Annotated in this window: 17 protein-coding genes; 11 read left to right on the forward strand and 6 right to left on the reverse strand. The window is 60.7% G+C overall.

Features of this window, described 5'->3' with window-relative positions; translation table 11 throughout:
* Window positions 1–219 precede the first annotated feature (219 nt).
* Both proP and PSH76_RS14770 read left to right on the forward strand, forming a co-directional pair.
* Entirely contained in the window at window positions 220–1722 is a 1503-nt protein-coding gene (proP, locus tag PSH76_RS14765) for a glycine betaine/L-proline transporter ProP (protein WP_032892100.1), read from the forward strand.
* A 53-nt stretch (window positions 1723–1775) separates the two neighbouring features.
* Entirely contained in the window at window positions 1776–2282 is a 507-nt protein-coding gene (locus PSH76_RS14770) for a GAF domain-containing protein (RefSeq protein WP_032892101.1), read from the forward strand.
* On the opposite strand, the gene PSH76_RS14775 is transcribed toward PSH76_RS14770, so the two are convergent.
* Window positions 2257–3180 (reverse strand): AraC family transcriptional regulator, encoded by a 924-nt coding sequence (locus tag PSH76_RS14775; protein WP_032892102.1) that lies wholly within the window; start codon window positions 3178–3180, stop codon window positions 2257–2259. The two genes, PSH76_RS14770 and PSH76_RS14775, sit on opposite strands and share 26 nt — an antisense overlap.
* A gap of 163 nt (window positions 3181–3343) precedes the next feature.
* Between PSH76_RS14775 and PSH76_RS14780 the strand changes: the two genes are divergently transcribed.
* The gene (locus PSH76_RS14780; RefSeq protein ID WP_305494399.1) at window positions 3344–4366 is read left to right on the forward strand and encodes an alpha/beta hydrolase; all 1023 of its coding nucleotides are present in this window, start codon (window positions 3344–3346) and stop codon (window positions 4364–4366) included.
* Window positions 4363–5553, forward strand: coding sequence for an MFS transporter (locus PSH76_RS14785; protein WP_056784672.1), 1191 nt, complete (start codon window positions 4363–4365; stop codon window positions 5551–5553). The genes PSH76_RS14780 and PSH76_RS14785 overlap by 4 nt, the downstream gene beginning before the upstream one ends.
* On the opposite strand, the gene PSH76_RS14790 is transcribed toward PSH76_RS14785, so the two are convergent.
* The gene (locus PSH76_RS14790; RefSeq protein WP_034135456.1) at window positions 5546–6367 is read right to left on the reverse strand and encodes a helix-turn-helix domain-containing protein; all 822 of its coding nucleotides are present in this window, start codon (window positions 6365–6367) and stop codon (window positions 5546–5548) included. The genes PSH76_RS14785 and PSH76_RS14790 overlap by 8 nt on opposite strands.
* 102 nt (window positions 6368–6469) lie before the next feature.
* Between PSH76_RS14790 and PSH76_RS14795 the strand changes: the two genes are divergently transcribed.
* The gene (locus tag PSH76_RS14795) at window positions 6470–7681 is read left to right on the forward strand and encodes an MFS transporter (protein ID WP_034135455.1); all 1212 of its coding nucleotides are present in this window, start codon (window positions 6470–6472) and stop codon (window positions 7679–7681) included.
* A gap of 496 nt (window positions 7682–8177) precedes the next feature.
* On the opposite strand, the gene PSH76_RS14800 is transcribed toward PSH76_RS14795, so the two are convergent.
* Window positions 8178–8492, reverse strand: a complete 315-nt coding sequence (locus PSH76_RS14800; protein WP_014718650.1) for a DUF2834 domain-containing protein — start codon at window positions 8490–8492, stop codon at window positions 8178–8180.
* 190 nt (window positions 8493–8682) lie between these two features.
* On the opposite strand from PSH76_RS14800, the gene PSH76_RS14805 reads away from it, so the two are divergent.
* Window positions 8683–10392 (forward strand): amidase, encoded by a 1710-nt coding sequence (locus PSH76_RS14805; RefSeq protein ID WP_305494400.1) that lies wholly within the window; start codon window positions 8683–8685, stop codon window positions 10390–10392.
* 656 nt (window positions 10393–11048) lie between these two features.
* Here the strand turns inward: PSH76_RS14805 and PSH76_RS14810 are convergent.
* Window positions 11049–12374 (reverse strand): PLP-dependent aminotransferase family protein, encoded by a 1326-nt coding sequence (locus tag PSH76_RS14810; protein ID WP_305494401.1) that lies wholly within the window; start codon window positions 12372–12374, stop codon window positions 11049–11051.
* 86 nt (window positions 12375–12460) lie between these two features.
* On the opposite strand from PSH76_RS14810, the gene PSH76_RS14815 reads away from it, so the two are divergent.
* From PSH76_RS14815 to PSH76_RS14825, 3 genes are read left to right on the forward strand one after another with little or no spacing between them, the layout of a single operon-like run.
* Window positions 12461–13351, forward strand: coding sequence for a DMT family transporter (locus PSH76_RS14815; RefSeq protein ID WP_305494402.1), 891 nt, complete (start codon window positions 12461–12463; stop codon window positions 13349–13351).
* Between the two features lie 52 nt (window positions 13352–13403).
* On the forward strand, window positions 13404–13898 hold the full coding sequence (locus PSH76_RS14820; RefSeq protein WP_032892109.1) for a PaaI family thioesterase: 495 nt from the start codon (window positions 13404–13406) through the stop codon (window positions 13896–13898).
* 55 nt (window positions 13899–13953) lie between these two features.
* A complete protein-coding gene (locus PSH76_RS14825; RefSeq protein WP_078467504.1) occupies window positions 13954–14280 on the forward strand; it encodes a hypothetical protein in 327 nt (108 codons plus the stop codon).
* Here the strand turns inward: PSH76_RS14825 and PSH76_RS14830 are convergent.
* Window positions 14246–15121 carry a LysR family transcriptional regulator gene (locus tag PSH76_RS14830; RefSeq protein WP_032897463.1) on the reverse strand — a complete coding sequence of 292 codons (876 nt, stop codon included), beginning with the start codon at window positions 15119–15121 and terminating at the stop codon, window positions 14246–14248. The two genes, PSH76_RS14825 and PSH76_RS14830, sit on opposite strands and share 35 nt — an antisense overlap.
* 130 nt (window positions 15122–15251) lie before the next feature.
* On the opposite strand from PSH76_RS14830, the gene ampC reads away from it, so the two are divergent.
* Entirely contained in the window at window positions 15252–16394 is a 1143-nt protein-coding gene (gene ampC, locus PSH76_RS14835; protein WP_305494403.1) for a class C beta-lactamase, read from the forward strand.
* Window positions 16395–16471: 77 nt separating this feature from the next.
* Here ampC and PSH76_RS14840 read toward each other — a convergent pair whose 3' ends face one another.
* Window positions 16472–17419: a polyprenyl synthetase family protein gene (locus PSH76_RS14840; RefSeq protein WP_305494404.1), complete on the reverse strand. Its 948-nt coding sequence runs from the start codon at window positions 17417–17419 to the stop codon at window positions 16472–16474.
* A gap of 488 nt (window positions 17420–17907) precedes the next feature.
* Here PSH76_RS14840 and PSH76_RS14845 point away from each other — a divergent pair, with 488 nt between their 5' ends.
* Entirely contained in the window at window positions 17908–18777 is an 870-nt protein-coding gene (locus tag PSH76_RS14845) for a hypothetical protein (protein ID WP_305494405.1), read from the forward strand.
* Window positions 18778–18823 lie beyond the last annotated feature (46 nt).

Consider the following 18823-nt stretch of genomic DNA (forward strand, 5'->3'; position numbering starts at 1 on the left):
AGTGCCGCCGCCTTCGTAGCCTCGCCGGGGCTCGACAACTCCCACATTTGATCTGTTTTTCCGGTAGCCATGCATCGGCCTCCTGAACCAGGCATTTTCACCCCCGGGAGAAAAAATACACAAAGCGGTGAATTATTTCGTGTCCACTTGTATCTGAACTGACAGAGCGGTGCCATCGTAGCGATGGCACCTCCCCTGTTCAGCTTTTGAGTGGCCCGCATGAAACTACGTAAAAAACGCGTCAAACCCATCGGATTGAAAGACATCACCATTGTCGACGACAACAAGATGCGCAAGGCGATCACCGCTGCCGCACTTGGCAATGCCATGGAATGGTTCGACTTTGGCGTCTATGGCTTTGTCGCCTACGTGCTGGGCAAGGTGTTCTTCCCCGACGCCTCCCCCAGCGTGCAGATGATCGCAGCACTGGCCACCTTCTCCGTTCCCTTCCTGATTCGCCCGCTGGGCGGCCTGTTCTTTGGTGCACTGGGCGATAAGTACGGGCGGCAAAAAGTCCTCGCCGCCACCATCGTGATCATGTCCTTGAGCACCTTTGCCATCGGCCTGATCCCCGGCTATGCCTCCATTGGCATCTGGGCGCCGATCCTGTTGCTGCTGTGCAAAATGGCCCAGGGTTTCTCGGTGGGCGGTGAGTACACCGGCGCGTCGATTTTCGTGGCTGAATACGCCCCGGACCGCAAGCGCGGCTTCCTTGGCAGTTGGCTGGACTTCGGCTCTATCGCCGGTTTCGTCCTCGGTGCGGGTGTGGTGGTGTTGATCTCCACCGTGCTCGGTGAGGCTGAGTTCGAGGCCTGGGGCTGGCGCCTGCCGTTCTTCCTCGCCCTGCCCCTGGGCATCATCGGCCTGTACCTGCGCCATGCGCTGGAAGAGACACCGGCGTTTCAACAGCATGTCGACAAACTCGAACAGGGTGACCGCGAAGGCCTGAGCCACGGCCCGAAAGTCTCATTCAAGGAAATCGCCACCAAGCACTGGCGTAGCCTGCTGACCTGCATCGGTATCGTCGCGGCCACCAACGTGACCTACTACATGCTGCTCACCTACATGCCGAGCTACCTGTCCCACAACCTGCACTATGCCGAAAACAGCGGCGTGCTGATCATCATCGCAATCATGGTCGGCATGCTGTTCGTGCAGCCGTTCATTGGCTTTGTCAGCGACAAGATCGGCCGCAAGCCGTTCATCATCGCCGGCAGCATTGGCCTGCTGTTCCTGTCGATCCCGGCCTTCATGCTGATCACCAGCGGCAAGACCGGCCTGATCTTCGGCGGCCTGCTGATTCTGGCGGTAGTGCTGAACTTCTTTATCGGTGTGATGGCGTCGACCTTGCCAGCCATGTTCCCCACCCACCTGCGCTACAGCGCCCTGGCCAGTGCCTTCAACGTCTCGGTACTGATCGCCGGTGTTACGCCGACCGCCGTGGCCTGGCTGGTGGAGAGCACCAACAACCTGTACATGCCCGCCTATTACCTGATGGTGTTCGCAGTGGTTGGCCTGATCACGGGCCTGACCATGAAGGAAACTGCCAACAAACCCCTGCGTGGCGCGGCCCCGGCAGCTTCCGACATGGAAGAAGCCAAGGAACTGCTGCAAGAGCATCACGACAATATCGAGCAGAAAATCGAAGACATCGACGCCGAGATTGCCGCGTTGCAAACCAAGCGGGAAAACCTGGTACAGCAACACCCGCGCATCAATTAACAACCTGACTGTGCGTGGTCGCCGCCTGCGACCACGCCATTGGAGCGTAAAGCATGGTTTCAAGCGTCACCGCCGCACACAGGTTACTCAGCGCAGACGAGCGCGCCGCCATTGCCGAAATAGAAGCAACCACCAACATCCTCAAGCTGGTCACCCGCCTGACCGGGATGAGATTCGCCGGCATCGCCAAGTTCACTGACCAGGAATGGGTGGTGTGTTCGGCCTACGACCCGCTGCAAATGGGCATCAACGTCGACGACGTACTCGACCTTGAAACCACCCTGTGCAGTGAGTTCTGCATCAACCCACACACCCTGTTCATTCCTCAGATCAGCCAGAACGGCCGTTTCGCGGCGCGCCCGGTGGTCAAGCAATACGCCATCGAAAGCTACGCCGGCGCGCCGATCTTCCTGCCCGATGGCCGCCTGTTCGGCGCGCTGTGTGCGCTGGACTCACGGGCCATGTTGTTCGACGACCCGAACCTGCCGGAAACCCTGAGCCTGTTCGCACGGCTGATTGGCTGCATTTTCTACGCTAATTTGACCCCGGCAGATCACTGACACCCGCCCTGCCCCGCAGGGTCGCCATGTCGCGCTTGGGCGGCACCCCAAACAGCCGGCTGTACTCACGGCTGAATTGCGACGGGCTCTCATACCCGACTTTGAACGCGGCACTGGACACATCCTGGTGCTCGTTCAACATCAACCGACGCGCTTCATTCAAACGCAGCCATTTCTGGTATTGCAGCGGGCTCATCGCGGTCAGTTGCCGGAAGTGATGGTGAAAGGTCGCCGCGCTCATTTGCACCCGCGCTGCCAGCTCTTCCACCCGCAGGGCGGCGTCGAAATTCAACTTCAGCCAGTCGATGGCCTTGGCAATCCGATAGCCCTGCCCGTCCACCGAGCAGATCTGGCGCAATCGCCCGGCCTGGTCGCTTTTCAGTAGCCGGTAATGAATCTCGCGCTGGATCAAGGGCGCGAGTACCGGGATGGCTTCGGGTTCATCCAGCAACGCCACCAGGCGCGCGAATGCGGCCAGCATGCCGTCGGTGACCGTGCCGATCCCCACGCCCTTCATGACCGCACGCTCACGCACCGGCGGCAGGCCACCCTGGGCGATCAGCTCGGTGAGCATGCGCAGGTCCAGCTTGAACGTCAGCCCCAGGCACGGCTGCTCGGGGCTGGCCGCCAGCACCTCGGAATTGGCGGGGATGTCCAGCGATGTCACCAGGAACCGGGACGTGTCGTAGGGGTAGCCCTCGCCGCCCACCCACAACTGCTTCTCGCCCTGGGCCACCAGCACGATGCACGGCTCCACCATGCACACCACCGGCGCAGCGGGTTGCTCACGCCGATAAAAGCCCAGGCCGGGGATCGGCATGGCGTAGTCGCCGGGCGACGGCGTGCGCGAACCAATCGACTGGATCAGCGCGTTCAGGGGGGTGGGAGTGGACGTCATAGCAGACCCTTTCAATGCTTCATTGCACTTTACCCGCGCAAGCCACGGGCGTCGTCACCTTGCGCCGAAACTCAGAGGATCAGGCAAGTAATCCACTCAAATGCACTACAGAAGCCCTGCCGTCACCCGGAAAATGTGTGGACACTTCACAAGGAACATCCCTATGAAACGCCTCTTGCTCGCCTTGGGTTTGCTGGTGACTTCTCTTTCTTCATTTGGAGCCGATATGTCCAACGGTGCGGATAACTTCTACAGCAGCAACACAGTGACGGCCGAACCGGTCACCTTCAACAATCAATACGGCATGCAGGTCGCAGGCACCTTGTTCGTGCCCAAGCACCTGGCCCCAGGCTCAAAGCACGCAGCCCTGGTCGTCGGCCACCCGATGGGCGCCGTCAAAGAGCAAAGCGCCAACCTCTACGCCACCAAAATGGCTGAACAGGGTTTCGTGACCCTGTCCCTGGACCTGTCGTTCTGGGGCCAAAGCGCCGGCACACCACGCAACGCGGTGTTGCCCGACCTCTACGTGGAAGACTTCAGCGCCGCCGTGGACTTTCTTGGCACTCGCCCACAGGTCGACCGGGAGCGCATCGGTGCCATCGGCATTTGTGGCAGCGGCAGTTTCGTGATCAGTGCGGCGAAGATCGATCCGCGCCTCAAGGCAATTGCCACCGTCAGCATGTACGACATGGGCGCGGCCAACCGCAATGGCCTCAAGCACGGCATGACCTTACAGCAGCGCCAGCAGATCCTGCGCCAGGCCGCCAACCAGCGCTATGTAGAGTTCCAGGGCGGCGAGACCCTCTACACCGGTGGCACGCCGCACAGCCTCACGGGCAATCCGATCGGCGACGAGTTCTACGACTTCTACCGCACCCAGCGCGGCGAAGTCACCCCGGCAGGCGCCTCATCGCAAACCACCACCCGGCCGACGCTGAACAGCAACGTCAAGTTCATGAACTTCTACCCCTTCAACGATATCGAGACGATCTCGCCGCGCCCGCTGCTGCTGATTACCGGGGCCGACGCGCACTCCCGAGAATTCAGTGAAGACGCCTACCAACGCGCTGCCGAGCCCAAGCAATTGCTGGTCATCCCCAACGCTGGCCATGTAGACCTGTACGACCGCGTCGAACTGATCCCGTTTGACACGCTCACCACCTTCTTCCAGAGCCACTTGCAGTGAGTTCCGTGACCCCTCAACCGCAACGCTGGGGCGCGGTGCTGGCGATGTCGCTGGCAGCGTTTGCCTTGGTCGCCTCCGAGTTCATGCCGGTCAGCCTGCTGACACCGCTGGCCGCTGACTTGCAGATCACTGAAGGCCAGGCCGGCCAGGGCATTTCCGTGTCCGGTGTGTTTGCCCTGCTCACCAGCCTGGTGATCGCGGCGGTTGCCGCACGGATGGATCGCAAGCGCCTGCTGATGGCCTTGACCTTGCTGATGATCGTCTCGGGCAGCGTGGTGGCGTTCGCACCGAATTATGCGGTGTTCATGCTCGGTCGCGCGTTGATTGGCGTGGCGATTGGCGGCTTCTGGTCACTGTCGGCGGCCACGGCAATGCGCCTGGTCGAGCCCGCCCAAGTGCCACGGGCCTTGGCCATCGTCAACGGTGGCAACGCCCTGGCGACGGTGATTGCGGCGCCGCTGGGCAGCTTTCTCGGCGGCCTGATCGGCTGGCGCGGCGCATTCTTTTGCGTGGTGCCAGTGGCCGTGATTGCGCTGGCCTGGCTGTGGCTGAGCCTGCCGGCGCTCAAGCACAGCGGCGCAGCGAACACCGGCAATGCACTGCGCCTGCTGAAAAACCCCAAGGTGGCCTTGGGCATGTGCGCTGTCAGCCTGTTCTTCATGGGCCAGTTCATGCTGTTCACTTACCTGCGGCCGTTCCTGGAAGGCGTGACCCGGGTTGAGGTATCCACCCTGTCGTTGATGCTGCTGGTGCTCGGCCTGGCGGGTCTGGCGGGTACGGTGTTGATTGAGCATTTGCTCAAGCGCCACCTCTACCCGACGCTGATTGCCATCCCGTTGATCATGGCCGGCATCGCCCTTGCGTTGGTGGCGTTCGGCGGTTCAGCGATTGCCACCACTGTGCTGTTGGGCTGCTGGGGCCTGGTGGCCACTGCTGCACCGGTTGGCTGGTGGACATGGCTGGCGCGCGCCTTGCCCGACGACGCCGAGGCCGGCGGGGGATTGATGGTCGCCATCATCCAACTGGCGATTGCCGCCGGCGCCACCGTCGGTGGAGTGGCATTCGACTTGAGCGGCTATCAGGCCACCTTCGAGCTGAGCGCCGCCTTGCTGGTAGTTGCCACGCTGCTGGCTTACCTGGCATCGCGCCGCACGGCTCATGCGCGCATGGCGAGCAGCACTACTTGAAAAAATGACTCGGCGTTTTGCCAAACTGCTTCTTGAACATGCTGGTAAAAGCGCTGGGGCTTTCATAGCCCAATTCAAACGCCACATCGATGATCTTCTGCCCCACCGCAATGCGTTCCAGCGCCAGCAATAGCCGCGCTTGCTGGCGCCACTGGCCGAAGGTCATGCCGGTTTCCTTGCGGAACAGGCGCTGGATGGTGGTCTGGTCCAACCCCAACCGCGCACTCCAGTCGGCGACGGTGGAGGCATCACTCGGCTCGTCCTGCAACGCCAGGCAGATCGGGCTCAGGCGTGGGTCGGCAGGCTGGGGCAAAGACAGCGGCAAGGCCGGCAGGATGGCCAGCTCATCAAGAATCAGGTGCATGATCCGCGCGTCGCGTGAATCCTCGGCATACGGCGGCTTCAAGCTCACCGAGGCCTTGATCAGTTCACTCAGCAGCGGCGAGACCGTCACCGTCTTGGGCTCGGCCGGCAGGTTGGGGAAGCTGTCCGGGCGCACGAACACGCTGCGCATCTGCAGCGTGCCCACGCAGCGCAGTGAGTGAACTTGACCGCAAGGCATCCAAAAGCCACGATTGGGCGGCACCGTCCATTGCCTCAGGGCCGAGTACACCACCATCACACCGCCAATGGCGTACAGCAGTTGGTGCTTGTTGTGGCTGTGTTCGGGGATCACCCAGTTTTCGGGGTAATCGGTGGCCGAGCTGATGACGGCCCAGTCGCCCTCATCGATTTCTCGCAGAAATTTATCCAGTGATTTGATCATTTCGCCCTTTTTGCGATGGTTTCTGCCCGAATTGCGCGAGACAGGCATTGGCGCCGAATCTAGCATAAACGCCGAGTCCAGATGGAGTGGCGGTTCACATCACCGCCGCCCGCCTCCACGCCTGTTAGCTGCCTTGTACGGAATGCCCGCATGTCCACAGTCACAGCGTCACCCGCCGCACCTTCGACCAGCCCGCAAGTAAGCCCCTTAGTCATGCGCGTCCTGGGCGCTTGTGCCCTGGCGCACCTGATCAATGACTTGATCCAGGCGGTGCTGCCGTCGATCTACCCGATGCTCAAGGCCAACTACGGCCTGAGCTTTACCCAGGTCGGCCTGATCACCCTGACCTTCCAGTTAACCGCCTCACTGCTGCAACCGTGGATCGGCTACCACACCGACCGCCACCCCAAACCCTGGCTATTGCCGGCGGGCATGGTGTGCACCTTGGTCGGCATCTTGATGCTGGCCTTTGTCGGCAACTTCCCGGCGATATTGCTCGCGGCGGCGCTGGTGGGCGTGGGCTCATCGACCTTCCACCCGGAAACCTCCCGCGTTGCACGCCTGGCTTCCGGTGGGCGCTACGGCCTGGCGCAATCGACCTTCCAGGTTGGCGGCAACACCGGCAGCGCCTTCGGCCCGTTGCTGGCGGCGGCGATCATCATTCCCTACGGCCAAAGCCACATCGCCTGGTTCGGCCTGTTTGCGGTGTTCGCCATCCTGGTGCTGTACGGCTTGAGCCGCTGGTACCGCCACCACCTCAACCTGTTCAAGCTCAAGCAAGGCAGCCAGGCGACCCACGGCTTGTCCAAAGGCCGCGTGACCTTCGCCCTGGTGGTATTGGCCGTGCTGGTGTTCTCCAAATACTGGTACATGACCAGCCTGACCAGCTACTTCACGTTCTACCTGATCGAGAAATTCCAGCTGTCGGTGGCAAGCTCCCAGATGTACCTGTTCCTGTTCCTCGGCGCGGTGGCCGTGGGCACCTTTGCTGGTGGCCCGATCGGCGACAAGATCGGCCGCAAAAAGGTTATCTGGTTCTCCATCCTCGGCGCCGCACCGTTCACCCTGGCCCTGCCCTACGTCGACCTGTTCTGGACCGCCGTACTCAGCGTGGTCATTGGCTTTATCATCGCCTCGGCGTTCTCGGCCATCGTGGTGTTTGCCCAGGAACTGGTGCCGGGCAATGTGGGCATGATCGCCGGGATATTCTTCGGCCTGATGTTCGGCTTCAGTGGGATCGGCGCGGCGCTGCTCGGGATGCTCGCTGATCATCACGGCATCGAGTACGTGTACAAGTTGTGCTCATTCCTGCCGTTGGTGGGTATCCTGACGGTACTGTTGCCGTCGACCAAAGGCGTTTGATCGGTTGCGGGGCCCCAAATAGCCTTACCTTAGGTATCGACACAACTCTGTAGCGCTCAACGGTAACCACGATGCGAAGCGAGCCGCTCTTGATCTGCTTTTGATCTTGATCTTAGGCGCCCCGTTAAACCACGCTGGCCGGAATTCGACAGGGATTTGGGGGGTAAACCGGCAGGGATGCCGGTTTAGCCGCCCCGCGCCATGGATGGCGCGTGGCGGCGGCCCCCCAAATCACTGGCGGATTACGGGCACACCGAGCCTAAGCGAGGTGCCGAGTGGTGGGGCAAGAGCGTTTTGCTTACTTTTGCGCTGTTCAAAAGTGAGCCGCCGTCAGGGCGGAACCCTAAGTAGCCGTTACCGCAGGAATGGATATGTACACGGTCCAACTGTGTTGACTGTAAGGCCGCCATCGCAGGCAAGCCAGCTCCCACATTTGGATCGTCATGTATCAGGTAGATCAGCGTCGGCTGGCAGGTCGTCACGGGAGCAACAAGCCTCACTTCATGGCCCGACGAGAAAACCCATTAACCACGATATAAAGCAACGGCCCTACCGACACAAACACTGCCGTCAGTAGAAAATACGGCAACACTGAGGCCATCGACCGCCCTCGCCCACGCGCATCCCGGTACATCCACACACACGCCAGCACCGCCATCAGATACAGGTCAATCACCACCTGTGCCGTATCGGGTCTGGACATCAGTTCCCATCCAAACGCCAGCAGTGATTGCTCAGCCGTGAGCATGGTCGCCACGGTATAGACGGTAAATCCCAGCAAGGCCGCCAGGGCGATATAAGGTTTTTGCATGGTCTCTTCCTTGAAGCGCAACGTTAATCAGCGCGGCCACCTTAGCGATAAGAGGCTGCCGCTGGCAATCCTGCTGACGTCTTTCTCGAGATGTCCTGCGCGCCGCCTACACGAGTATGCCGCGCTGGTTTTGTGAAATATCTGTACGTAGACTGCCGCCATACCCCCACTTGAAGGCGGCGAAAAAAACGTGATGCAAGTTACTGAAGTCTCCATTGCCCAATTGCGCGCTGCGCTTGAAGCCGGCCAGACCACGGCGGTTGAACTGGTCCAGGCGTACCTGGCGCGAATCGACGCCTACGATGGCCCGCAAACGGCCACTGCGCTGAACGCCGTGGTGGTACGCAATCCCGAGGCGCTGAAAGAAGCCCAGGCCTCCGATGCGCGCCGCGCCAAGGGGCAAACCCTGGGGCCGCTGGATGGCATTCCCTACACCGCCAAGGACAGTTACCTGGTCAAGGGGCTGACGGCTGCATCCGGCAGCCCGGCGTTTGCCAAACTGGTGGCCCAGCGCGATGCCTTCACCATTGAGCGCCTGCGGGCCGGCGGCGCCATCTGCCTGGGCAAGACCAACATGCCGCCGATGGCTAATGGCGGTATGCAACGTGGCGTGTATGGCCGCGCCGAAAGCCCCTACAACGCCGACTACCTCACCGCGCCGTTTGCGTCGGGCTCCTCCAACGGCGCGGGCACCGCCACCGCCGCCAGCTTTGCCGCGTTCGGGCTGGCCGAAGAAACCTGGTCCAGCGGTCGCGGCCCGGCCTCCAACAATGGCCTGTGTGCCTACACGCCTTCACGCGGGGTGATTTCGGTGCGCGGCAACTGGCCGCTGACCCCGACCATGGACGTGGTGGTGCCCTACGCCCGCACCATGGCCGACCTGCTGGAAGTGCTCGACGTCGTGGTGGCCGAAGACCCCGACACCCGTGGCGACCTGTGGCGCCTGCAACCCTGGGTGCCGATCCCCAGCGTCACCTCGGTGCGCCCAGCGTCCTACGCGGCCCTCGCAGTCAGCAGCGAAAGCCTTGCCGGCAAGCGCTTTGGCGTGCCGCGCATGTACATCAACGCCGACCCGGAGGCTGGCACCAGCGAAAAACCCGGTATCGGCGGCCCGACCGGGCAAAAGATCCACACCCGCGCCACGGTGATCGAACTGTGGCAAGCCGCACGCCAGGCACTGGAAACCGCCGGTGCCGAAGTGATCGAAGTGGATTTCCCGCTGGTATCCAACTGCGAAGGCGACCGCCCCGGCGCGCCGACGGTGTTTACCCGTGGCCTGGTCTCCAAGGAATTCCTCCACGACGAACTGTGGGAACTGTCGGCCTGGGCCTTCGATGACTTCCTGCGCGCCAACGGCGACCCAAACCTGAACCGCCTGGCCGATGTAGACGGGCCGAAGATATTCCCTCACGACCCCGGCACCCTTCCCAACCGTGAAGACGACCTGGCCGCCGGCATGGACGAATACGTGCGCATGGCCCAACGCGGCATCACCCCATGGGACCAGATCAGCACCGTACCCTATGGCCTGCGCGGCCTGGAACAAACCCGGCGCCTGGACCTGGAAGACTGGATGAACTCCCTTGGGCTCGACGCCGTGTTGTTCCCCACCGTGGCCGATGTAGGCCCGGCGGATGCCGATGTGAACGAAGCGTCTGCCGATATCGCCTGGAGCAACGGCGTATGGGTCGCCAACGGCAACCTCGCCATCCGCCACCTGGGTGTGCCCACCGTCACCGTGCCAATGGGCGTGATGGCAGACATCGGCATGCCAGTGGGGCTCACCTTCGCCGGGCGCGCCTATGACGATTCGGCGCTGTTGCGCTTCGCCTCGGCGTTCGAAGCCACCGGCAGCAAACGCATGATCCCGCCGCGTACGCCACCGTTGGCAGCCCGCTAAACGCGGTCAACCTGTGGGAGCTGACTTGCCTTAATGCCAGTCAGTCAAGGCTTTTGTAGGAGCGAGCTTGCTCGCGAAGAACTCACTGGCGCCGCGTTCATTCAGCAAACACGGGTTATCGTTGACGTTTTTCGCGAGCAAGCTCGCTCCTACAGAATTGGCCGCGGCGCCGACTCCATGTGGGAGCTGGCTTGCCTGCGATGGCAGCCGTTCAATCGACAGAGATGCCGAATGTGCCGCAGGTAACCACGATGCGAAGCGAGCCGCTCTTGATCTTGATCTGCTTTTGATCTCAGGCACCCCGTTAAACCACGCTGGCCGGAATTCGACAGGGATTTGGGGGGTAAACCGGCAGGGATGCCGGTTTAGCCGCCCCGCGCCAAGGATGGCGCGTGGCGGCGGCCCCCCAAATCACTGACGGATTACGGGCACACCGAGCCCAGGCGAGGTGCCGAGTGGTGGGGCGAGGACCTTTTGGTTACTTTTGGGTCCTTCCAAAAGTGACCCGCTGTCAGAGCGGAACCCTAGGTGGCCGTTACCGCAGGAATGGATATGTACTCGGTATTACGGTGTCGACTGTGAGGCCGCCATCGCAGGCAAGCCAGCTCCCACATTTTTGCCGTATTTCAAATCAAGCCCTGTCGCTGGGCCTTGATTCACCACACCACCACCTTGCGCACCTCCACCAGCGCCTCCCACAACGCCGCCATCGGCACCGAACCCAAAGCCAGGCGCAGCGCGTGGGGCACCTGGGCCGAAACCGCGAACGGCTCGGCAGTTGACACCGAGATGCCAGCACGCTGCAAAGTCATGGCGACCTGATCGGCGCGGGCATCTTCCGCCAACGGCAGCCACAGAAAGTAGGATGACGGATGGCTGATGGTCTTCACCCCTCTCAGCACCTGCGCCGCCAACGCCTGGCGAGCCTGGGCATCGGCGCGCTTTTGCGCCTCCAGTTGCGCCACCGTACCGTCTTCGAGCCAGCCCACCGCAATCGCACTCATCACCCCCGGCACGTTCCAAGTAGTGGCCATGATCGTGCGTTCCAAGCCGCTTACCCAAGCCATAGGCGCAGCGATAAAGCCCACGCGTAACCCGGTGGCAACACTCTTGGACAGCCCACCGATATACACCGTGCGCTCCGGTGCAAGAGTCGCCAAAGGTGGCGGTGCGTCTTCGGCGAGAAACGCATAGGCACCATCCTCGATAATCATCAAGTTGTGCTGCCGGGCGAGCGCCACCAAGCGCTCGCGCTGCGCCAGGCTCATCACCCAGCCCAGTGGGTTGTGCAGGGTCGGCATGCTGTACACCGCTCGTACCGGGCGCTGACGACACAGGCTGTGCAGATGCTCCAGGTCCGGGCCGCTGGCAGTGACCGGGATGGCGACGAGTTCCAAGTGCAGGGTTTCGGCCAGCACCTTGAAACCTGAATAGGTCAACGCATCCACCGCCACCACATCCCCGGGCTTGAGCAAGGTCATCATGCTCACCGCCAGGCCGTGCTGGGCGCCGCTGACCACCAGCACCTGCTCGGCTTGCACCGTCAGCCCGCGGTTCAACAAGTGCCGGGCCACGGCAGCGCGCTCGTGCACGCGACCGGCATGGGGCTGGTAGCGCAGCAGCGCCTCCAGATCGCCAGACAGGGCGAGTTGGCGCAACGCCGTGCGCAACAGCTCGGCCTGGCCCGGCAAAGACGGGTAGTTGAAATTCAGGTCAAGCAACCCCGCCGCAACCGTCATCTGCCCACTGCCCTGCCCCGGCGGTAAGGCAATCTCACGCACGAAGGTGCCGCGCCCGGTCTCGCCACTGACCAGGCCCATGGCTTCCAGCTCGCTGTACACCCGGCTGGCAGTGACCAGCGCCAGGCCATGCTCAGCGGCCAATTGCCGATGGGTGGGCAGCCGTGTGCCGGGCAGCAATTGGCCGCTGCGGATGGCCTCGGCGAAGGTATCGACCAGCGACTTGTAGCGAGCACGGGGCATAAGGATGTATCCATGACAATTTTTTGATTGTCTTAATCTTCAATCCTAGGATGCCCAGCACGCAACTGCCTTTTCAGGACGCCCCCATGGACCGCACTTCTCGCCTACGCACTCTGGACAACAGCACCCAGGGTTGGATCAACGGCTTTATCGGCGTGGTGATTTTCAGCGGCTCGCTGCCGGCCACACGCGTGGCGGTGATGGAATTCGACCCGGTGTTCCTGACCATGATCCGCGCCACCCTCGCAGCCCTACTGGGGGTGTGCCTGCTGTGGCTATTCAAGGAAAAACGCCCTACGCGCCAGCAATGGGCACCGCTGGTCATCGTCGCGCTTGGCGTGGTGATCGGCTTTCCGCTGCTGACGGCCCTGGCTTTGCAGTACGTGACCTCGGCCCACTCCATCGTCTTTATTGGCCTGCTGCCGCTGGCCACGGCGGTGTTCGGCGTGCTGCGCGGCGGTGAGCGGCCGCGGCCGGTGTTCTGGTTGTTTTCGATTCTGGGCAGCCTGTTGGTGATGGGTTACGCCGTTGCCCAAGGCTTGAGCGCCGCACCCGCGGGCGATGTGCTGATGCTGTTGGCGGTGCTGGTATGCGGCCTGGGGTATGCCGAAGGCGCCAAGCTGTCGCGCAGCCTGGGCGGCTGGCAGGTGATCTGCTGGGCGTTGGTGGTGTCGCTACCAGTGGTGGCGCCCTTGAGCCTGTTGCTGGCACCTGCCACCCTCAGCGGAATCAGCCTGCCGGCGTGGCTGAGCCTGGGCTACGTGGCGTTGTTCAGCATGTTGATCGGCTTTGTGTTCTGGTACCGCGGCCTGGCCCAGGGCGGGATTGCCGCGGTCGGCCAGTTGCAGTTGCTGCAACCGTTCTTCGGCCTGGCGCTGGCGGCGGGCTTGCTGCATGAACAGGTCAGCCTGGGCATGGTGCTGGTGACGGTGGCGGTGATCGGTTGCGTGGCCGGGGCGAAGAAGTTTGCTCGCTAACCCCTGGCCTGCTAAATAGAAGCGTCGCCCCAAAAAACAATAAGGACTCTGCATGCACAGCGCTTCTCTCCAGGACACCACGGCGCCGGAAGGCATCTGCTACGGCTGCGGCAGCAGCAACCCCCATGGCCTGCACATCAAAAGCCGCTGGGATGATGACGGCGTGCACGTCATTGCCGAGCACCAACCCGAGGCCAAATACAGCGGCTGGCCAGACCTGGTCTACGGTGGCCTGATCGCCATGCTGGTGGACTGCCATTCCAACTGGACCGCCATGGCCTACCACTACCGCGCCGAACAGCGTGAACCCGGCAGCCTGCCGCGCATCGATTGCGTCACCGGCAACCTGGGGATCAAATTCATCAAGCCCACGCCCATGGGTGTGCCCCTGGTCCTGCGCGCTCGGGTCGAAGGCGAAGTCGGGCGCAAAAGCCGTGTGGTCTGCGAAGTGTATGCAGGCAGCGTGCTCACCGCCGTCGGCGACTCGGTGTTCGTGCGCGTTGATACCGGGCAACTGGCTGCCGCCGCCCATGGTCGCGAGGTTTGATCCGGCGCCGTAGTGACAACCGTGATCAGACACCCTGCATAAGGAACACTTGAAGATGGCCTGTGAGATTTGTCTGGGGCTGAGCGAGCAATTTACCGAGAGCTATAAGCTGACCTGGCTGGACTTCGGCCTGCAGATCACCTGCGTGCCTAACGCAGAAATCAGCCCGCAGGAACAGGGTCTCTATCGGTTCTTTTTCGAAAGCGGCCTGGTATGGAAAGTCGACCACGTGGATGCTTATGGCGATTACTGGCTGTGCGTGCAACATGGCGAACACAGTTATGAAACGCTTGCACCCGTTGCGGGCAGTTTCACAAAAGTCCCCTGTGACCCACCCTATCCAGTGGCTACACACCCACCCGTTCGCGCAACCACCCCTTGAACGCCACCATCGCTGACGTCTCAGCCCGCGACTGCAAGCGCGTCAGCCAATAGCTGCCCGTCGTGATCCCCACCTCGAACGGCTGGCGGATCACATCGCTCTCCAATTGCCGCGAGAACATCAAGGCTGGCGCCAGTGCTACGCCAGCCCCTTGCAGCGCGGCCTCCATCATCGCCAGCGAGGAGTCGAACACCACGCTGCGCGGCACCCGGGTATCGCTGGGCAAACCGGCGGCCTGGAACCACAGGTTCCACTCATCGGCACGGTAGGAACGCAGCAAGGTGTGCTTCAACACGTCAGCCGGGCTGCGCAATTGCTCGGCAATCTGCGGCACGCACAACACCGTCAACGGCGCCTCAAGCAAAGGGCAGGCATCAGTACCGTGCCAGGCGCCAGCGCCAAAGCGGATGGCATAATCCAGGCCCTCGGCGGCGACATCCACGCGGTTGTTGTGGGTGGACAAGCGCAAGTCGATCAACGGGTAGCGGCTATGAAAATCCGCCAGGCGCGGCAACAACCAGCCCACCGCAAAGGTACCGACCGCCCCCACGGTCAATACTTCACGGTAATGCCCGCCTTCAAACTGATCCAAGGTCAGGGCAATTCGGTCGAAGGCGTCACGCAGCACGGGCAGCAGGGATTCGCCTTCGCTGGTGAGCATCAAGCCCCGTGGCAGGCGCTTGAACAGCGTGACGTTGAGTTGCGCTTCGAGGCTTTTGACCTGATGACTGACCGCCGCTTGGGTCACGCATAACTCGATGGCCGCACGGGTAAAGCTCAAATGACGCGCCGACGCTTCGAAGGCGCGCAAGGCATTGAGCGGCAGGTGGGAACGCAACATGGCTTGGCCCAAATTTTTCTAATGGCTGGTGCGAGATATCATCGTTTGCCCGCTCTGGGAAATCCACCTACATTTGCCACGCCTGCGCAGGCTTCGATCGTCATTGCCTTTACTTACATGGAAGCGAAGCATGAAACACACCCTGAAAAAATATGCGATCTCAGCCTTATTGTTTGGGGCCGGCAGCTGCATGGCCGCCACCGATATGCGCCAGGTCGTGGACAGCCACGTCACCCCTCTGATGAAACAGCAAGGCATCGCCGGCCTGACGGTCGCGGTCGTCCAACACGGCAAGGTGCAATACTTTAATTACGGCGTCGCTGCCAAGGACACTCAGGCACCCGTCACCGAAAACACCCTGTTCGAAATCGGCTCAGTGAGCAAAACCTTCAACGCCACCCTCGGCGGGTATGCCCAGGCTATCGGCAAGCTCAAGCTGTCGGACATGACCAGCCAACACCTGCCGGTGCTGGCTGGCAGCGCGTTCGATCGCATCAGCCTGCTGCAACTGGCGACCTATACCCCCGGCGGCCTGACGCTGCAGTTTCCGGATGCCGCCGACAGTGCAACCACCATGATGGATTATTTCCAGCATTGGAAACCCACTTATGCGCCGGGGGAACAACGCCTGTATTCCAACCCAAGCATTGGCCTGTTCGGTTACGTGACCGCAAAAAGCCTGGGCCTGCCGTTCACCGTCGCCATGGAAAAAACCCTGCTGCCCAAGCTGGGCTTGACCAACACCTATACCCGCGTGCCTGCCGACAAGACCGGCCAATACGCCCAGGGCTATGACAGCCAGCAGAAACCGGTTCGCGTCAACCCCGGCGCCTTGGACTTCGAAGCCTACGGCCTCAAAAGCAGCAGCCAGGACCTGGCCCGCTACGTGATCGCGAACATGCACCCGCAAACTCTGGAGCAACCGGTGCAGCAGGCCATTGCCACCACTCACGCCGGCTACTACACCGTCAACGGCATGACCCAGGGCCTGGGCTGGGAACGCTACCCCTACCCCATCGCGCTGCAAGCGTTGCTTGAGGGCAATTCCACACCGATGGCGATGGAGCCGCACAAGGTTAACTGGCTCAAACCCGCCCAGGCGCAGCCTGCCAACGTGCTCTACAACAAAACCGGCTCCACCGGCGGCTTTGGCGCCTATGTGGCGTTTGTGCCAAGCAAGGACATGGGTGTAGTGATCCTGGCGAACAAGAACTACCCGAATGCCGAGCGGGTAAAGTTGGCTTATGAAATTTTGAGCACGATGGATCAATAAACCACGACAGGGTCTCCGACTGTCGCGGCCACCTCTGACCGCGACCTTCAGTGACTGGTGCGACACACCGGAGGGCGTTACCTGAGTAGCGTTGCGTAATAATTGTCATCGGGCTCAGGTTGGAAATGAATGCTGCGTAAAAACCCCTTTAATGCGTGAATGCTGACAGTGCGGTTTCGCCGCTTTATAGCGTCTGCAAAGCGCAATAGCTGCCCATAGGTTTGCTCCATCAACGCCAGGGCAGCGTCAAATACGCCGGCGTCTCCATATTCTCGAATAATCTGTTTTTTTTGATCTGAAGTGAGCGCGCCCTTGACCAGTGCCCTGCCCGCCAAGATCATCAGGAACGACTTTGGCCCACCCTCCAAATCCATGGCGAATCCTTTTTTTTCAAAGTGCGGAATATGATTGATATCGCAATAGTCGTTGACGTAACGATAATAGATGCCCATCAACAGCAGCATCCGTTCAAGCAGAACATAGGTCTGCGTTTCCAACGGTTTCAGACATTGGCAAGCCTTTAACAGAAACACAAAAAAACAGCCGGTATTAGCCTGTGCAATACAGCCATAGTCTTCCAAGGTGGGCAATGTGTCACCTGCACTTGCTTTGGCGTCGAGGTATTGCCCAACATGCAGACGTTCAAGGCTTTCTATACCCGCCCGCACAACATTCAAGTCGTTGAGCTTGGCCAGGAGCTGAAGCCCTTCCAGGTAACCATACATCCCCGACACCAGAGCAACCTCTGTACCGTATTGCTTCCATACCGTTGGAACACCACGGCGCACCGTATCCCCATCCAGTAAATCGTCATGAATCAATGAGGAAAGATTCATCTTTTCGATGGCCGCGCAGAGGGTGTGAGTCTGGACAGAAGGCAAGCCGTAGAACACCGAGAGTGCCCACATGAGTTCTGTTCTTACGGCTTTACCGGGGAAACGCTCTTGATAAGCAAAAGGCTCAGACCACTGGGCCCTGGCGTTTAAGTACCAAGTGTCATCGAATGACGAGCAGAAAGGGTTCATTTCATAGGCCTCGTTGTTGACCGCGTGAGCGCCTCAACACTCACTGTCTTCTACGTTCTTCACGCGTAAAAGACCTTCAACATCCGCAGGCCACCGCTTTACGTGATCACCATTCACATGATGGAAAGGTTAGCCATTTTTCAGATAGGCACAAGGAGACAACATTTTACCGCTCGCAATAACTCAGTTTATTTATTCATAAGGCGCTGCACATTGATTCCAAACCCATATTGAAAGCGCACCAGACGCTACAACACTGAGTGCTATAACTTGTCTTGCTACTTATCGACGCACTCTAACGTTACAGGTTACATCGTATGTCAGCGCGATCAGGCTCGCGGGAAAAAACCTCGCCCTCTTCAGCACGCCTTGATGTCCAACAGCCCATCGGCCCCTTTCATTTACCCCGATGGCTTGAGACGGCGACTTATCCTTTGAGCCCCTTTGCGCAAGAGGCTCAGCAGCACACACGCCAATGGCTCAAGAATATGGGGCTGGAACAAACATCCCGCGCAACCCATCAATTGGACATCTACATTCCCGGTTTGTATGCCGGTTATATGTGGAGTGACGCGCCACTTGAGCTATTACTCATTCTGTCTGATCTGGTGGGGTGGTTCAGTTGCCAGGACGATCTCGCCGACGAAGACTGCAATGACCCCGAAGCCCTCGAACGCCTGATTCGAGGTGTCTACGCAAGAGCGTTCACGCGGGCGAGCACACCCCGAGAACCGTTGGGCAATGCACTCACAGACATCATGCGACGCGCGTCACGCTTGATGCCCTCGCTCTGGCAGCAGCGAGTGGCCGAGCAATACTTGACCTACCTGGTTCCCTGCACCACCGCGCTGATGCATCGCCTTCATAACACGCAGCCGGGGGTAGAAGGCTATGAAGCTCTGTGGCAAAACGCCGGCGGTTTTCAAGTCTGTCTGGAGTTCACCTACCTGGTGCAGAACATTCAATTATCGTCCTCGCTTTACTACAGCCCCCCCTGGCAAGACCTGCGAAACCTGGCCCTGAAACTCTTCAAGGCAGTTAACGATTTGTTGTCTTTTCAGATCATGGAAAACCCTGATGAAGACATCTACAACCTACTGACTCACCTCAGGCACACCCAGGGCCAATCGGCGCTGCAGGCCGCAGCCGAGGTGTCACAGCGGATTGAACAATGGGCGAAAAGCTTCGCAATGGCGCAAGCCGAGTTGCCCAAACGCCTGGATGCGCTGGGCTACGACACGCGAGCTCAAGAACAGGCAATGACCTGTGCTCAAGCCCTGCATAACCAATGGCGCGGCAACATTGCCTGGCATCTGGCCGTACCGCGGTATCGGGAACTGCGCTTCAAGGGTCAATAACCGGCTGCGCTTACGTCCCCAGCCACGGCATCGCCGCGCGCATGGA

Source organism: Pseudomonas sp. FP215, from assembly GCF_030687795.1.
Taxonomy (GTDB): domain Bacteria; phylum Pseudomonadota; class Gammaproteobacteria; order Pseudomonadales; family Pseudomonadaceae; genus Aquipseudomonas; species Aquipseudomonas salmasensis.

What these genes read in the sequence shown, in the direction of transcription:
- proP (WP_032892100.1), top strand. Translation starts at nt 220, where the DNA reads ATGAAACTACGTAAAAAACGCGTCAAACCCATCGGATTGAAAGACATC.
- PSH76_RS14770 (WP_032892101.1), top strand. Translation starts at nt 1,776, where the DNA reads ATGGTTTCAAGCGTCACCGCCGCACACAGGTTACTCAGCGCAGACGAG.
- PSH76_RS14775 (WP_032892102.1), bottom strand. Translation starts at nt 3,180, where the DNA reads ATGACGTCCACTCCCACCCCCCTGAACGCGCTGATCCAGTCGATTGGT.
- PSH76_RS14780 (WP_305494399.1), top strand. Translation starts at nt 3,344, where the DNA reads ATGAAACGCCTCTTGCTCGCCTTGGGTTTGCTGGTGACTTCTCTTTCT.
- PSH76_RS14790 (WP_034135456.1), bottom strand. Translation starts at nt 6,367, where the DNA reads ATGCCTGTCTCGCGCAATTCGGGCAGAAACCATCGCAAAAAGGGCGAA.
- PSH76_RS14795 (WP_034135455.1), top strand. Translation starts at nt 6,470, where the DNA reads ATGTCCACAGTCACAGCGTCACCCGCCGCACCTTCGACCAGCCCGCAA.
- PSH76_RS14800 (WP_014718650.1), bottom strand. Translation starts at nt 8,492, where the DNA reads ATGCAAAAACCTTATATCGCCCTGGCGGCCTTGCTGGGATTTACCGTC.
- PSH76_RS14810 (WP_305494401.1), bottom strand. Translation starts at nt 12,374, where the DNA reads ATGCCCCGTGCTCGCTACAAGTCGCTGGTCGATACCTTCGCCGAGGCC.
- PSH76_RS14815 (WP_305494402.1), top strand. Translation starts at nt 12,461, where the DNA reads ATGGACCGCACTTCTCGCCTACGCACTCTGGACAACAGCACCCAGGGT.
- PSH76_RS14820 (WP_032892109.1), top strand. Translation starts at nt 13,404, where the DNA reads ATGCACAGCGCTTCTCTCCAGGACACCACGGCGCCGGAAGGCATCTGC.
- PSH76_RS14825 (WP_078467504.1), top strand. Translation starts at nt 13,954, where the DNA reads ATGGCCTGTGAGATTTGTCTGGGGCTGAGCGAGCAATTTACCGAGAGC.
- PSH76_RS14830 (WP_032897463.1), bottom strand. Translation starts at nt 15,121, where the DNA reads ATGTTGCGTTCCCACCTGCCGCTCAATGCCTTGCGCGCCTTCGAAGCG.
- ampC (WP_305494403.1), top strand. Translation starts at nt 15,252, where the DNA reads ATGAAACACACCCTGAAAAAATATGCGATCTCAGCCTTATTGTTTGGG.
- PSH76_RS14840 (WP_305494404.1), bottom strand. Translation starts at nt 17,419, where the DNA reads ATGAACCCTTTCTGCTCGTCATTCGATGACACTTGGTACTTAAACGCC.
- PSH76_RS14845 (WP_305494405.1), top strand. Translation starts at nt 17,908, where the DNA reads ATGGGGCTGGAACAAACATCCCGCGCAACCCATCAATTGGACATCTAC.